Annotated in this window: 11 protein-coding genes; 8 read left to right on the forward strand and 3 right to left on the reverse strand. The window is 70.0% G+C overall.

Going from position 1 to position 14,426, the window contains the following annotated elements:
- Positions 1-15: 15 nt before the first annotated feature.
- The gene (locus tag ACQPYM_RS03745; protein WP_433014788.1) at positions 16-189 is read left to right on the forward strand and encodes a hypothetical protein; all 174 of its coding nucleotides are present in this window, start codon (positions 16-18) and stop codon (positions 187-189) included.
- A gap of 36 nt (positions 190-225) precedes the next feature.
- Here the strand turns inward: ACQPYM_RS03745 and ACQPYM_RS03750 are convergent, their stop codons facing one another.
- Both ACQPYM_RS03750 and ACQPYM_RS03755 read right to left on the reverse strand, forming a co-directional pair.
- Positions 226-1,329 carry a serine hydrolase domain-containing protein gene (locus ACQPYM_RS03750; protein WP_433014791.1) on the reverse strand — a complete coding sequence of 368 codons (1,104 nt, stop codon included), beginning with the start codon at positions 1,327-1,329 and terminating at the stop codon, positions 226-228.
- An 8-nt stretch (positions 1,330-1,337) separates the two neighbouring features.
- Complete coding sequence (locus ACQPYM_RS03755) at positions 1,338-3,158, reverse strand: BTAD domain-containing putative transcriptional regulator (RefSeq protein WP_433014794.1); 1,821 nt, start codon at positions 3,156-3,158, stop codon at positions 1,338-1,340.
- A gap of 77 nt (positions 3,159-3,235) precedes the next feature.
- Here ACQPYM_RS03755 and ACQPYM_RS03760 point away from each other — a divergent pair, with 77 nt between their 5' ends.
- Complete coding sequence (locus ACQPYM_RS03760) at positions 3,236-4,117, forward strand: alpha/beta fold hydrolase (RefSeq protein WP_433014797.1); 882 nt, start codon at positions 3,236-3,238, stop codon at positions 4,115-4,117.
- A 93-nt stretch (positions 4,118-4,210) separates the two neighbouring features.
- Positions 4,211-5,719: a carboxylesterase/lipase family protein gene (locus ACQPYM_RS03765; protein WP_433014800.1), complete on the forward strand. Its 1,509-nt coding sequence runs from the start codon at positions 4,211-4,213 to the stop codon at positions 5,717-5,719.
- A gap of 45 nt (positions 5,720-5,764) precedes the next feature.
- Here the strand turns inward: ACQPYM_RS03765 and ACQPYM_RS03770 are convergent, their stop codons facing one another.
- Complete coding sequence (locus tag ACQPYM_RS03770; RefSeq protein ID WP_433014803.1) at positions 5,765-6,775, reverse strand: hypothetical protein; 1,011 nt, start codon at positions 6,773-6,775, stop codon at positions 5,765-5,767.
- 196 nt (positions 6,776-6,971) lie between these two features.
- Here ACQPYM_RS03770 and ACQPYM_RS03775 point away from each other — a divergent pair, with 196 nt between their 5' ends.
- From ACQPYM_RS03775 to ACQPYM_RS03795, 5 genes are all read left to right on the forward strand, one after another.
- The gene (locus ACQPYM_RS03775; RefSeq protein WP_433023177.1) at positions 6,972-8,264 is read left to right on the forward strand and encodes an SWIM zinc finger family protein; all 1,293 of its coding nucleotides are present in this window, start codon (positions 6,972-6,974) and stop codon (positions 8,262-8,264) included.
- The gene (locus tag ACQPYM_RS03780; protein WP_433014806.1) at positions 8,261-9,655 is read left to right on the forward strand and encodes a DUF5691 domain-containing protein; all 1,395 of its coding nucleotides are present in this window, start codon (positions 8,261-8,263) and stop codon (positions 9,653-9,655) included. The genes ACQPYM_RS03775 and ACQPYM_RS03780 overlap by 4 nt, the downstream gene beginning before the upstream one ends.
- A gap of 266 nt (positions 9,656-9,921) precedes the next feature.
- Positions 9,922-11,010 carry an ATP-binding protein gene (locus tag ACQPYM_RS03785; RefSeq protein WP_433014809.1) on the forward strand — a complete coding sequence of 363 codons (1,089 nt, stop codon included), beginning with the start codon at positions 9,922-9,924 and terminating at the stop codon, positions 11,008-11,010.
- Complete coding sequence (locus tag ACQPYM_RS03790; protein WP_433014812.1) at positions 11,007-13,214, forward strand: DUF5682 family protein; 2,208 nt, start codon at positions 11,007-11,009, stop codon at positions 13,212-13,214. Before ACQPYM_RS03785 ends, ACQPYM_RS03790 begins: the two co-directional genes overlap by 4 nt.
- A gap of 2 nt (positions 13,215-13,216) precedes the next feature.
- A complete protein-coding gene (locus ACQPYM_RS03795; protein ID WP_433014815.1) occupies positions 13,217-14,371 on the forward strand; it encodes a VWA domain-containing protein in 1,155 nt (384 codons plus the stop codon).
- Positions 14,372-14,426: the final 55 nt, after the last annotated feature.

The following is a 14,426-nucleotide window of genomic DNA, read 5'->3' on the forward strand; positions in this document are numbered from 1 at the left end:
CAGAAGTCTGGTGCCATGCCCGTTGCCACCCCCGCGCGTCCCAGCAGCGCACGCCCCGAGTCCGTCCACGTCAAGCTCGGCGGCCGCTGGGTCGCCGGCCAGGCGCTGGCCCGGCGCAGCGGCGAGGTGCTGGTCAGCCACCACGGCCACCTGGTCTGGGTCGACCAGGAAGCCGTCCGTACTCCGTAACCACCCAGCGTTCCGTCAATCGGCCCCACCGACGGGTCACGCCTGCACGGCGTCCGCCACCAGGCCGCCGATGCTCACCGCCGCCTCGGCCTGGGTCGGGTCGAAGCGGTTCTTGGTCAGCCCGAAACTCACGCCGGTCGCCGTGTCCGCCCAGCCGACGCTGCCGCCCAGGCCCGGCATGCCGAAGGTCGTCGGCGACTCCTCCGCCGAGGAACCGAGCCGGCCAACCGGGAGGCCCAGCCCCCACGTCTCCTCGTGGCCCATCACCTCGTCCCGCGCGGTCAGCGCCGGAGCGACGATCTCTGCGGCCCGCTCCGGGCTGAACAGCCGTACTCCGTCCACCTCACCGAGCAGCGCGGCGTACAGCTTCGCGATGCCGCGAGCGGTCAGCGTGCCACCCGACGGCAGTTCCGCCGTGAGCACGTCCGCCCGGTTGCCGTAGTCGGCGGACGGGATCCCGGCCGGCGGGGAGACCGCGGCGAACATCTCCGTGATCATCACGAGGGCCTCCTCGATCCCGGCCGGCTGGTCGAGCCGAGCCACCCGGGGCAACTCGCTCGCCGGTACTGCGAGGTACAGCTCGTCGGCGATACCGAGCGGCTCGGTCACCAGCTCCCGTAGTACCTGGGAGATCGTCTGGCCGGTCGCACGGCGGACCAGTTCGCCGACCAGGAAGCCGAAGGACTGCGCGTGGTAGGCCACCTTGGTGCCCGGCTCCCACCACGGCTCCGCGGCGGCCAGTGCCTCGGTCATCGTGGTCCAGTTGGTGAGGTCCTCGACGGTCGTCCAGGCCGGGATCGCGGGCAGACCGACAGAGTGGGTGAGCACGTGCCGCAAGGTCGCCTTCTCCTTGCCGTGTGCTCCGAACTCGGGCCACAGCGCGGCGATCGGGGCGTCGTACTCGAGCTGGCCGCGGTCGACCAGGAGGTTGGCCACTGTCGCGGTCGCGGCCTTGCCGGTCGAGGCACTGAAGAACGGCGTGTCCGAGGTGACCGGTCGGCCAGTCGCAGGGTCTGCGGAGCCGGCTACCGCGTCGACGATCAGCTCGCCGTGGCGGTAGACAGCCACCTGGAGGCCGGTCTCAGCGCCCGAGGCGACCAGGTCGTCGATGTGCTTCTGCACCAGGTTCTGGAGGTTCATGTTCGTCCTTACGGGTCGATGTCGTGAACAGGTCGGCGCGGTGCCGGTGTTCTTGACATCAGGCCCTGACGAAGTTCTTCGAGGTACTGGGAGATGGGGCCGAAGTTGACCAGGCCGCTGCCGGCGGCGTGCTCGGCTGCGGCGGGAGTCAAGGCGTCCAGGGCTCGTTGCATGGAGTCGTGGTCGTGCTGCTCGATCGCCTGGCGGGCGATCATGCACCAGTGGGCCTCGAGGAGGAGGTCGGGGCGTGGCTCGTCCGGTGGGGTCGCGGGTGCCAGCCCGACCGAGTGCAGCGCCAGCGGCAGCAGACCCTGCTCCAGGCCGGGCATGCCGGCGCCGTCCAGCAGTGCAGCGGCCTCCCGGTACGCCGACTCGTCGGCGGCTCGCATCGCCCGATACCAGGTGGTGAACACCCCGACGAGTGGCAGCTCGAATCGCTTCGACAACTCGTCAGCCGCTCGGGCGTGCTCGTCGGCGCCCTCGAAGTCTCCGAGCGCGCTACGGGCCTGCAGCCGGATGAGGTGGCCGAGTACCGCGGTGGCCGGATCGAGGCTCTTGGCCAGGGCGATCAGCTCCGTGCCGACCTCGTCGCGCTGCGGAGCGAGGCCGGCCCGGTAGAAGGTCTGCATGAACAGGCCGTTCAGGGCGAAGGCCAGGAGCGCCGGGTCTTCCAGCCGCCTGGCAATGTCCACTGCCTCCCGGGCGGCTTCCAGGCCGCGGGTGCTGTTGCAGCCGCGCGACTCGAGCGCCACCGTCGCCAGTAGCCGAGCCCGAGCCGCCGGCTGGTCTATGGCAGGCAGGGTGCGCTCAGCTGCCGCGACGATCGCGTCCGCTTGCTCCTGATCGTCCGACCGCGTCCAGATCGCCGGTACGTCGTACAGGCCGATCACCCGAGCTGTCAGCTCCGGGTCGCCCAGTTCCTCGGCTGCGGTGATAGCAGCGAGTCTGTGGTCGCGGGTGGCCTCCAGTCCGCTACCGCCGGTCAGGGCGAGGTTGCGGAGCAGTCCGACCGTCGACTCCAGCCGTGCGCGTGCGCTGGAGGGCACAGCCCGGTCGTAGGCGGCAGTGGCTTGCGCCCAGACGCTTCCGGCGGGTGTGGGGTCCAGGTGGTCTGCCTGGTTGAGGATGTCCGTCTCCAGTCGCTGCAGGGCAGGGCTGGGGTCGACACCGAGTTGCTCGACGAGGAGGGTGCGCGCGTTGCGTAGTACGGCCAGTGCGTCGCCTTGGCGGTCGGAGCGGTAGAGCGCGAGGGCTAGTAGACGCCAGGCGTCCTCCCGCCACGGGTGCTCGGTCACATGCGCATCCAGGGCCGGTACGGCGTCCGCGGCGAGGCCAAGTGCGAGCTGTGCCTCAGCATGCCGCTCGACGGCAGTCAGCCGCAGCTCAGTCAGCCGGGACCGCTCTGCATGGGCCCAGGGCGCGTCGGCGAACTCGGCGTACGCCGGACCGCGCCACCAGCTCAGTGCCTCCTCCAGCTCTTGCAGGGTCGCAGTACCGGCGACCGCTTGCTCGAAGCGCCAGGCGTCGACGTCGGTTGCCCTCAGGGCGTACCCGGGGCCCTCGGTGACCAGGAGCCGGGCCGGAGAGCGCGGTGGGCGATCGGGCTCGAGGGCTCGTCTGAGGGCGGCGACGAAGGTGCGGACCGCGCTGGTCGCGCCGTCGGGCGGGACCGTCCACAGGTCGGCGACGAGCGAGTCCACCGGAACCACCCGGCCGCGGGCGACGATCAGGCGGGCCAGTACGGCGCGATGCCGAGGTCCCCTCAGCGCGAGCTCCACGTCGTCCCGCCAGGCCGTGACCGGTCCGAGTACGCCGAAAACCACCTGCACCCACTCACCGTATAGCGCTGCTCATCGGATGCTCATCGGCACGCGGCAGGCTCCTGGGTGTGAACGAAAGGACTGAGATGACCATCCCTGGTTTCGACTACCGACGCGTGCAGGTGGCCGACGGAGTTTCCCTCAACGTCGCGGTAGCGGGCGGTGCTAATGGAGGGGGGAGCCCGATCGTGCTGCTGCACGGCTTCCCGCAGACACACCTGATCTGGCGGCACGTCGCGGCCGAGCTGGCTCGCGACCACACGGTGATCTGCCCCGATCTCCGTGGCTACGGCGACAGCGACAAGCCGGCGGAGACCGACGGGACGGCGTACTCGAAGCGCACGATGGCCGCCGACATCGTCGCGCTGGCCGCTGCGCTCGGGCACGAACAGTTTGCTCTGGTGGGACACGATCGGGGCGCGCTGGTCGCGTTCCGGGCCGGGCTCGACCACCCGGACAAGGTCACCCACCTGGTCTGCCTCGACATCCTGCCGACGCTGGACATGTGGGACGCGATGCACGGTGTCAATGCGGCCGTCGCCTTCCACCTCTACCTGATGGCCCAGCCGCCCGGCCTGCCGGAGGAGATGATCGCCGCGGCCCCGGACGCCTTCTTCGGCTACTTCCTCGACCTGTGGGTCAAGGACCCGAGTGCGATCCCGGCGGACGTCCGCGCCGCCTACCTGAAGGCCTCCCGCGAGGCGGTCGCGTCGATCGTCGCCGACTACCGTGCCAGCGCGGGCGTCGACATCGAGCACGACCGGCAGGACCTTGCTGCAGGCAACAAACTCCAGATGCCCGTCGCCGTCCTCCAGCAGGACTGGGGCGCCGCCCTGGGCTTCGACGCCGCGGCCCTCTGGTCCGCCTGGGCTCCCGACCTCCACCACGCCACCACCACAGCAGGCCACTTCATGGCCGAGGAGGCGCCCGAGGAAATCGTCAAGACGATCAGGACCCTCGCCGACTGACACTCCAACCGCAGCTGTACCGCGTCTGGGGTACTGCGGGATACGCCCGCTGGACGATGCCGATGAGCGGGTCGGGCGGGCAGGATTCCTTGTATGACAGGGATTCTGAGTGCTTTGGCGTTGGTGGCGGGGATGACGGTTTCGGTGGCCGGTGGGGATCCGGTGATCTCCACGGAGACCGGGCAGGTGCGCGGATCGACGGTGAGCGGGGTGCAGGCCTTCCAGGGCATCCCGTACGCCGCTCCGCCGGTGGGCGAGCGAAGATGGCGAGCGCCGGAACGCGCTGAGCCGTGGCAGGGCGTCCGGGATGGGACGAATCCGGGACCGAAGTGCCCGCAGCGCGGGATGGATGGAGTGGACGGTAGCGAGGACTGTCTGTCGCTCAACGTCTGGAGACCTGGGGCGGCGGCCAAGAACCTTCCGGTGCTGGTCTTTCTGCATGGTGGTGGCATGGTGAACGGCGCCGGATCACTCTACGATCCCGCCAAACTGGTTGCCCGGGGCAATATCGTGGTGACGGTCAACTACCGGTTGGGAGCGCTGGGGTTCCTGGCGCATCCCCAGCTGAGGGATCCGGCCGTGGGGAACTTCGGGCTCGCGGATCAGCAGGCTGCGCTCGGCTGGGTGAAGCGGAATGTGCCAGCCTTCGGCGGGGATGCCCGGCGAGTGACAGTGTGGGGTGAGTCCGCCGGTGCGTTCAGCATCTGCGCCCAGCTCGCCTCGCCGACGGCCAGAGGTCTGTTCGATCAGGCGATCGTGCAGAGCGGGCCGTGTGTGAACGACTTCGTGTCGCGGAAGACCGCGTACCAGCGCGCTGCCGAGAGCGCGGCGCTGATCGGCTGCAAGGATCTGGAATGCCTGCGCCACAGGCCCTTCCAGGAGTTTGTCGGCCTCGGCGAACGCGGCTTCACCGCGGATCGACGAGTAGCCGACCGGACCTGGCTCCCGGTCGCCGGTACGCCGATGCTGCCGTTCCAGCCGAGCGTCGCCCAACGCCTGGGCCTGACGATCGCCGTACCGACTCTCCAGGGTGTCACGAAGGACGAGACGCGCGCCCACGTCGCGGCGAGCTTCGACCAGCAGGGAAAGCCGGTCACCGTCGCGCAGTACCCACGCGTGCTGGCCAGCCTGTACGGCGTACGGGATACGCGGCGGATCGTGGCGGAGTACCCGGTGGAGTCCTTCCCGACGCCGAGTCTGGCGCTGGCGCAGGTCCTGACCGATGAGGGGAAGCTGGTCGGCGCGTGTTCCCAGTTGACCGCGAACGACCTGATGGCGCGACGGGCTCCGGTCTACGCCTACGAGTTCGCCGAACCGCGGAAGGGGCAGCCGGGGGAGTTCCCGTACGGCGCGCATCACGGGGTCGACGTGCAGTACTTCCTCGGCAGCACGGATCCGGGGCCGTGGACGCCACCGCCGCTCACCGGCGACCAGGCGAAGCTGTCCGAGCGGCTCCTGGACCAGTGGAGCGCCTTCGCGGCGACGGGCCGGCCCGGCTGGCCGCAGTACCGGAAGGACGTCGTGAACTCGATCAGCACCACAAACCCCGGCCCGGTCAACCTCCGCAGCGAGCACCGCTGCGACTTCTGGGACTCGCTCTGACCTGATGTCCCGCAAGCGAACCCGCTTGCGGGACACCCAGTTGGTTCAGCTGGCGCAGCCGGACCAGAGGACCGCCCGGCCGAAGCCGTAGTCGCGGGCACCGCCCGCGTCGTAGGCACTCCCGCGTTCGAACAGGTAGGAGACCGTGTTGTAGCCGACGGCGTCGATCGCGTACTGCGTCCCGTCCGCGCGGGCCACGATCGTCTTGTCGCCCTCGGAGTAGGCGACGTCGCCGGAGCCGTTGACCCCGTCCAGGACGTTCGGGAAGCTGACGACCTGTGTGTTCAGGGTAGTGAAGAGCCCCCCGCCGATGGTGCCTTCGTAGAAGGTCTGAACGCCGACGAACCAGTTACCCCGCAGCTTCCTCAGCCAGACCGATGCTCCGTCCTGGCCGTACACCCGCTGACCCAAGGTGTGCCAGCGTTTCCACACCAAGCCGAACGAGCCTGCCGCGGTGGAGACGTTGCCGATGACGACACCGGCCTCGTTGATGTCGGCGGCGGTCGCGGAGCCGTCCGCCGGCAGCCGCCGCGGCTTCCCGGCGGCGGGCCAGACGACGACGCTCGACAAGCCGCTGGCCTTGTCCCGGCCGGAGCCGACGACGTCGCCCCGGTCGTTGAGTGCCTGAGCGGAGATGTTGGCCAGGCCGGCCGGCGTCGCGAGCTTCCGGTAGCGGCCGTTGGAGTAGAGCCAGGGCTGCCGCGACAGCCCGTCGGCGCTCTCGGTGAACCCCAGCGCAACGCCCCGGCTGTTCACGTCGACCACGAAAGACGCGCGGCCCGGCACCGGGTCGAGCACCTTTGGCTCCCCCGCGGTCCAGAGCAGCGCGGTAAAGCTGCCGTCCAGTTGCTGGATGCTGCCGACCTGGTACCGGCCGGTTGCGTCGGAGGTGGCCAGGTTGCTGTGAACGTTGGACGGAGTGCCCGCAGGCAGTTTGAGCTCGGTCGCCACACAGGTGGACGACTCAGCGGCAGCCGGTGAGACCCCGGTGACGACGGCCCCGGCCAGGACCGCGGCCATCACCATCGCGGCCGGCCGGTGAACGGATGTGCGCATCGATACTCCTTGACTAGAAGTTCTGGACAACCACATCTGGCTTGATGCCGGGAGCGGGCCGAGGGTTATCCGTTTCGACGGAGTTCGAAGGGTCCGGCGGCACCAGTGGATGGGGGTGCCGGGTGCGGGTGGCATGCTCTGCGGGGTAGGTGGTTGAGCGGCAGGGGGTGTGGTGGCGGCCTTGGATGTGGAGCAGGTGCTGGGGTTGGCGCCGGACCCCGCATCGGCCAAAGCTGCCCAGAGGTTGGCGCGGGGGGACAGGTGGTCGGGCCTCGGCGGCTCGGAGCGCGCCCTCTGGGGCTTGTGCCAGGGCAGCGGGAAGAAGCCGTACCAGACCGTCGTCGACCGGGGAGGGCCTGCGTTCAAGTGCTCCTGCCCTAGCCGCAAGTTCCCGTGCAAGCACGCACTCGGGCTAATGCTGCTGGCAGCGACCGGTACTCTATCTGAGACTGCAGGGCCCGAGACGCCAGAGCCCGAGTGGGCAACGAGCTGGCTGGAGGAGCGGGCAGCAAGAGCCGGGCGCCCCGAGCGGAAGCCGGGTGAGGTGGCCGACCCGATCGCCGCGCAGCAGCGGGTCGCGCGACGGGCGGACCGGGTTTCGGCCGGGATGGCCGAGCTGGAGAGCTGGCTGGACGACCAGGTACGCCGAGGGCTCGGCGGCTTCGAGCAGCGCGGGTACTCCGAACTGAGCCGGCTGGCCGCGCGCATGGTGGACGCCCAGGCTCCAGGAGTAGCAGGCGCCGTACGCCGAGCCGCCGCTGTCGTCGGCCGCGGTCACGGCTGGCCGGGCGAGCTCCTGGAAGAGCTGTCCCTCATCCACCTCATCGTGTCCGCCCACGGCCAGCTCAGCGAGCTCCCGCCGTCCCTGGCCGACACCGTCCAGTCCAGGATCGGCTGGACCGTCGAGACGGCCCGGGTGCTGGCTGAAGGCGAGAAGGTCGAGGACGACTGGCTGGTCCTCGGCCGGGTCATCGAGCCCGACGACTACCTGACCGTACGACGCCTCTGGTTGCGCGGCTCCAGCACTGGACGGCTGGCCCTGATCCTCAACTTCGCGGCCGGCGGACGCCAGCTGGACCCACTCCCAGCCCGCCCGGGCGAGCTCGTCCCCGCAGTGCTCTCCTACTACCCAGGCGTCCTCCCCATGCGAGCCCTGCTGACCCAGACAGCCCCGCGCCTGCCCTCCCCACGCCCTGCAGGCCTCAACGCCAAGCAGGCCCTGACCTCGTACGTCGAATCGCTGGCCGCCGACCCGTGGAACGAGCGCTGGCCACTGGTCCTCGCAGACGTCCGCCCAGCCCGCAACGGCGAGAACTGGGCGCTGGTAGACGACAGTGGCGACGCCCTGGAGGTCCTGCCCGGTGTGGACCTCTGGAAGCTACTAGCCGTCTCCGCAGGCGATCCGGTGACCGTGGCCGGCGAGTGGAACCGTGCAGGCTTCAAGCCGATGACCTGCTGGGACAGCGACCGCCCGGTGGTGCTGTCATGAGGGGCTGGGACGGCCTGGTCAGCTCCGCGCTGCTCGGCACCGAACGGCGACCACCACACTTCGAAGAACTGCCGCCACAGCTCCAGGAACAGTTGGGCGAAGGCGGCCTGCTCGACGCGGCCGCCCTGGCGACCCTCTACAAGCGAGCCGGTCGTAAGCCGCTGGAAGGTCTGACGCCGATCCCAGCGGCACAAGGCGACGACAGGCCGCTCCCCAGACCGGCCGCGATCCGTCGGCTAGCCGCGATGCTCACCGGCTTCCAGACAGCGGCCCTCGGCGAGTGGCTACGTGTGGCGGACAGCAAGGGCTGGGGCGTCCCGCCGGAACACCTCCCCGCCTTGGCCGACTACGCGCGGGGCAGGGCGGAGTACCGGCCGCTGGTTGTGAAGGCGGCCGGGCGGCGGGCGAGTTGGCTAGCTGATCTCAACCCTGACTGGCGGTTCCTGCACGCGGCAGTTGTCGAGGGCAACGAGCACTGGACCCACGGCAACCCGACCCAGCGGCGCAGCTGGTTGCGAGCCCGACGCCACGACGATCCTGCCGGAGCGTTGGAGGCCTTGCGAGAGGTCTGGCCGACCGAGCCGGCCCCAGCCCGGTTGGACTTCCTGCATCTGCTCGCCGACAACCTGTCGATCGGCGACGAGGAGTTCCTCGAGCAAGCCCTGGACGACCGCGCCAAGGATGTCCGCCGGGCCGCGGCCGGGCTGCTCGCGCGGATCCCAGGCTCGCAGTACGGGCAGCGGATGGCGCAGCGGGTCTGGTCGCATCTGACCGTCAGCCAGGGCGTCATCGCGGTCGACCTACCGGCCAGGCTGACCAAGGCGATGGAGCGGGACGGCATCGAGCCCGATCCGCAGGAGGGAATCGGCAAGCGGGCTTGGTGGTTCCGTCAGCTGGTTGCCGCGGCGCCCTTGTCGACCTTCGAGTTGAGCCATCTACAGCTCGATGTGGAGGGGTGTTCGCCCGAGGTGCTCCAGGTGGGCTGGGCACAGGCTGCTGTGCGGGAAGGCTCGGCTGAGTGGGCTCGCGCTTTGCTGCAGGCGGGCGCGAAGACCGGGAACAGGGTTGCCGAGTTGCTGCGAGTCCTGCCGCCCGAGGAATGGGTGCCGGCGATCGAGATGCTGCGCAACCGGGTGGACCTCACCGACCTGGTCGGCGGTCTGCCCGTGCCCTGGCCCGCGACGCTTGCCACCAGCATCCTTGACCAGCTGGCGAAGGTCGGGACCGCCAGGAGCTGGGCGAGACTGGCCAGCATCGCGGCCCGCGCCGTACCGGCCGAAGTACTGGACCATCCGATCACCCGCGAGCCGACCGGTGAGGAAGACACCTGGCGGCGCCGTCTTGTCGAGACCTTGATCTTCCGTCGGGAAATGTACGAGGAGTTGTCATGACTGTGCTTTTGGCCTCGCCTCCGGCTCGGCGGGTCGTGGGGCCTCCCGGCCTTCCCTCGTCTCTCCGGTCGCTGTGTTGTCTGCCGCGCCTCCGGCGCGGCGGGTCATGGGGCTGGAACTCCCGGCCTTCCCTCGTCGCTCCGGTCGCTTCGCTCCCTCCACTCCTCAGTCCAGGCCGGGAGGCCCCATGACCACGTTTGTCAGTCTTGACCAGGAGGCCCCATGACCGGGCTCCCTCCATTCCTCAGTCCAGGCCGGGAGGCCCCATGACCGTCACCCCTGAAGTACTGCGCCCGCACGCCGAGGACGAGTACGCCGGGGAGCTGGCCGCGCTGGCGGCGACCGACGACCGGCCTCGCCCGCCCGCGTGGAAGCTCTCGCCGGCCGCGGTGGTGACCTACTTGCTCGGTGGCAAGGCGGGCGACGTGGAGATCACGCCCAAGTACGTCGGTCCGCGCCGGCTCGTCGAGGTTGCGGTCGCCACCCTCGCGACGGATCGCGCGTTGCTGCTGCTCGGCGTACCGGGGACGGCGAAGACGTGGGTCAGTGAGCACCTGGCCGCGGCGATCTCCGGTGACTCGACGCTGCTCGTCCAGGGCACCGCGGGCACGGCCGAGGAGTCGATCCGGTACGGCTGGAACTACGCGCAGTTGATTGCCCAGGGCCCCAGTGAGGCCGCGTTGGTGCCGAGTCCGGTGTTCCGGGCGATGGCCGACGCGAAGATCGCCCGGATCGAGGAGCTGACCCGGATGCCGTCCGACGTCCAGGACGCGCTGATCACGATCCTGTCCGAGAAGGCGCTGCCGATCTCCGAGCTGGGCACCGAGGTCCAGGCCCGCAAGGGATTCAACGTCATTGCCACCGCCAACGATCGCGACAAGGGCGTGAACGAGCTGTCGAGCGCGCTGCGGCGCCGGTTCAACACGGTCGTGCTGCCGTTGCCGGACGACGCCGAGGACGAGGTCGGGATCGTCTCCCGGCGGGTCGCGCAGCTCGGCTCGTCCCTCGAGCTGCCGCAGCAGGACGACGCGCTGGACGAGATCCGCCGCGTGGTGACGGTGTTCCGAGAGCTGCGCTCCGGGCGGACCGAGGACGGCCGGACCGCGGTCAAGTCGCCCTCGGGCACGCTGTCGACGGCCGAGGCGATCAGCGTGGTGACCGGTGGACTCGCGCTGGCGGCGCACTTCGGCGACGGCGTACTGCGCTCGAACGACGTGGCCGGCGGCATCCTCGGCGCGGTGGTGAAGGACCCGTCGGCGGATCGGGTGGTGTGGTCGGAGTACCTGGAGACCGTCGTCCGTGAGCGGGACGGTTGGGCTGACTTCTATCGGGCGTGCCGGGACATCTCGGGATGACTGCTCAATACCTTCCCCGCCCCACCGCCCCGATCCATCTCTTCGGCATCAGGCACCACGGTCCGGGGTCGGCCCGGGCGCTCGCGGCTGCCCTGGCGGAGCTGCGCCCCGACATCGTGCTGATCGAGGGACCGCCGGAGGCCGACAAGGTGGTCGAGCTGGCCGCGTCCGAGGAGATGGTTCCGCCGGTCGCGCTGCTGGCCTATGCGGCTGATGACTCGACGAGGGCCGCGTTCTGGCCGTTCGCGGTGTTCAGTCCCGAGTGGCAGGCGATCAGGCACGCGCTGGCGGCCGGCGTACCGGTGCGGTTCTGCGATCTGCCGGCGGCGTACCAGTTCGGCAGCTCGGAGCGTGGCGATCGCCGGGGGTTGTCGGCCGACCCGCTGGCAACGCTCGCCGCGGCGGGTGGGTACGACGATCCCGAGCGCTGGTGGGACGACGTGATCGAACACCGGCGCGACGGCGCCGAGCCGTTCACGGTGATCGCCGAGGCGATGACGGAGCTGCGGCGCGGTGAGGAGGCGACCGGGCGTGAAGCGCAACGCGAGGCCTACATGCGCACAACGTTGCGCAAGGCAATCAAGGAAGGTTTCGAACGCATCGCGGTCGTCTGTGGCGCCTGGCATGTCCCGGCGCTGCAACTTCCGTTGCCGCCGGCAACGCACGACCAACGGATCCTGAAAGGCCTGCCGAAGCGCAAGGTTGCCTGCACCTGGGTGCCCTGGACGCACGGCCGGCTGGCAAGCTCCAGCGGGTACGGCGCCGGCGTCACCTCACCCGGCTGGTATCACCACCTGTTCACCGCGCCCGACCAGATCACCACACGCTGGCTCACGAAAGTTGCCCAGGTACTACGCGCCGAAGACCTCCCCGTGTCGAGTGCTCACGTCATCGAGGCAGTCCGGTTGGCCGACACGCTGGCCGCATTGCGGGAGCGCCCGCTGGCCGGGTTGAGCGAAGTCACCGAGGCCACGCGAGCGGTGATGTGCAACGGCAACGACGTGCTGCTCGACCTGGTGACTCGCGAAGCTGTCGTCGGCGAGTTGCTGGGCGAAGTACCGGCTGAGACTCCGCAAGCTCCGGTGGCGGCTGACCTCGCGGCGCAGGCGAGGCGGTTGCGCATGAAGCGGGACGCTGCCGAGCGGGTGGTGGACCTGGATCTGCGCAAGCCGAACGATCTGGAGAAGTCGCGGCTGCTGCATCGGCTGCGGATCCTCGGTGTCGACTGGGGTGTACCGGCAGCCGACGAACGGCGGAACCAAGGGACCTTCCGGGAGATGTGGACCCTCGCCTGGGATCCGGGCCTCGAGGTCGAACTGGTTGCCGCAGGCGCCCATGGCACGACCGTGCTGGGCGCGGCCACGGCGACGATGCTCAAGGCCGCGGAGGACTCGGCCACGCTGGCCGAGGTCACGGCTGCGCTGGAACGATCGCTGCTGGCCGACCTGGCCGATGCGTTGCCGACGTTGCTGCAAGGCGTCGACACCCGGGCTGCGAAGGATGCCGACGTCGGGCACTTGATGGCGGCGCTTCCCGCCCTCGCGCGATCCGCCCGCTACGGCGACGTACGGGGATCTTCGGCTGAAGGGCTCGGACTGGTCGCCGGGCGGATGGTCTCGCGGGTGTGCGCAGGTCTGGGGCGGACGGTGCACGGTCTCGATCCGGACGCGGCCGCTTCGGTGCTCGAACTCATCGACGGGGTGCAGGACGCGACGGCCTTGCTGGACGAGGCAGTGCGGCTGGAGTGGCTGACGACGCTCGAGGGCCTGAGCGACCGGCCGTCCGTGCCGCCGTTGATCGCCGGTCGGCTGACCCGGCTGATGCTCGACACCTCGCGGTTGGATGCAGGTGAAGTCGCGCTACGGCTCGGCCGCGCGTTGTCTCCCGGTACTCCGACGGGCGACGCGGCCGGCTATGTCGAGGGCTTCCTGGCCGGCGGCGGGCTCCTGCTGGTCCACGACGAACGGTTGCTCGCTCTGGTCGACACCTGGCTGGCCGCGATTCCCGATGACGCCTTCCTGGAGGCGTTGCCGCTGCTCCGGCGTACCTTCGGGACGTTCGCCTCGCCGGAGCGTCGCTCGATCGGCGACCGGGCCCGGGCGCTCGGCGACACGACGGCCACAGTCTTTGCCGATGACAACGAACTCGATTCGTTGCTCGCGGCATCTGTTCTGCCGGTGGTCAAGCGATTGCTGGGGGTGTGACGATGCCGGACGACGAACGCATGCGGCGCTGGCGGATGGTGCTCGGCAGCGAGGCCGACCCAGAGTCCGGCACGACACTGTCCGGCCCCGATCGCGCAGTCGACGCCGCCCTCGCGGCCCTGTACGACGCCGAGCGCGGCGAGCCCGGTACGAAACGGTCAGCCGGGTTGGGCTCCTCGGCGCCTCGCGTCGCGCGTTGGCTCGGTGACATCCGGCAGTACTTCCCCAGCACGGTCGTCCAGGTGATGCAGCGCGACGCGCTCGAGCGCCTCGGCATCACCCGGATGCTGATGGAACCGGAGCTGCTCAACGCGGTCGAGCCCGACGTCCACCTGGTCAGCACGCTGCTCGCGCTGAACGAGGTGATGCCCGAGGAGACCAAGCAGACCGCCCGTGAGGTGGTCGGTCGTGTGGTCGCCGAGCTGGAAGCGCGGCTGGCCGAGCGAACGCGGGCAGCGGTGTCGGGCGCCCTCGACCGGGCGGGCCGCACCGGTCGGCCGCGGCACTCGGACATCGACTGGGATCGCACGATCCGCGCGAACCTCAAGCACTTCTCACCGCCCCTCGGCACGATCGTCCCGGACCGGCTGGTCGGCTATGCCCGGCGCAACCACAGTGTCCAGCGGGACGTAGTACTGGCGATCGACCAGTCGGGATCGATGGCCGAGTCGGTCGTCTACGCGAGCCTGTTCGGCGCGGTACTGGGCTCGATGCGCGCGTTGCGGACCAGCCTCGTCGTCTTCGACACCGCCGTGGTCGACCTCACCGACGAGCTGGACGATCCGGTGGACGTCCTGTTCGGCACCCAGCTCGGCGGTGGCACCGACATCAACCGCGCCGTCGCGTACTGCGAACAACTCATCACTCGGCCGGGCGAAACTGTGATGGTGCTGATCAGCGATCTCTACGAAGGCGGCATCCGCGAGGAACTGTTGCGGCGGGCCCGCAACCTGGTCGAGTCCGGCGTCCAGCTGATCGCGCTGCTGGCGTTGTCCGACTCGGGCACACCGTCGTACGACGCGGAGAACGCGGCCGCACTGGCCGATCTCGGCGTCCCGACCTTCGCCTGTACGCCGGAACTCTTCCCCGATCTGATGGCGGCCGCGATCCGCCGCGACGACATCTCCGCCTGGGCGGCCACCAACCTCGCGGACTGAGCTGCTGGGCCCAAGCGGGTGGTTGACCAAGTGTCCCGTAAGCGGTGGCCCTCGA

Origin of the sequence: Kribbella sp. CA-294648, from assembly GCF_050943845.1 — a bacterium.
Taxonomy (GTDB): domain Bacteria; phylum Actinomycetota; class Actinomycetes; order Propionibacteriales; family Kribbellaceae; genus Kribbella.

Excerpts from the sequence above, each read along its gene's own strand:
- ACQPYM_RS03745 (WP_433014788.1), top strand. The coding sequence starts at position 16 with ATGCCCGTTGCCACCCCCGCGCGTCCCAGCAGCGCACGCCCCGAGTCC.
- ACQPYM_RS03750 (WP_433014791.1), bottom strand. The coding sequence starts at position 1,329 with ATGAACCTCCAGAACCTGGTGCAGAAGCACATCGACGACCTGGTCGCC.
- ACQPYM_RS03760 (WP_433014797.1), top strand. The coding sequence starts at position 3,236 with ATGACCATCCCTGGTTTCGACTACCGACGCGTGCAGGTGGCCGACGGA.
- ACQPYM_RS03765 (WP_433014800.1), top strand. The coding sequence starts at position 4,211 with ATGACAGGGATTCTGAGTGCTTTGGCGTTGGTGGCGGGGATGACGGTT.
- ACQPYM_RS03770 (WP_433014803.1), bottom strand. The coding sequence starts at position 6,775 with ATGCGCACATCCGTTCACCGGCCGGCCGCGATGGTGATGGCCGCGGTC.
- ACQPYM_RS03780 (WP_433014806.1), top strand. The coding sequence starts at position 8,261 with ATGAGGGGCTGGGACGGCCTGGTCAGCTCCGCGCTGCTCGGCACCGAA.
- ACQPYM_RS03785 (WP_433014809.1), top strand. The coding sequence starts at position 9,922 with ATGACCGTCACCCCTGAAGTACTGCGCCCGCACGCCGAGGACGAGTAC.
- ACQPYM_RS03790 (WP_433014812.1), top strand. The coding sequence starts at position 11,007 with ATGACTGCTCAATACCTTCCCCGCCCCACCGCCCCGATCCATCTCTTC.
- ACQPYM_RS03795 (WP_433014815.1), top strand. The coding sequence starts at position 13,217 with ATGCCGGACGACGAACGCATGCGGCGCTGGCGGATGGTGCTCGGCAGC.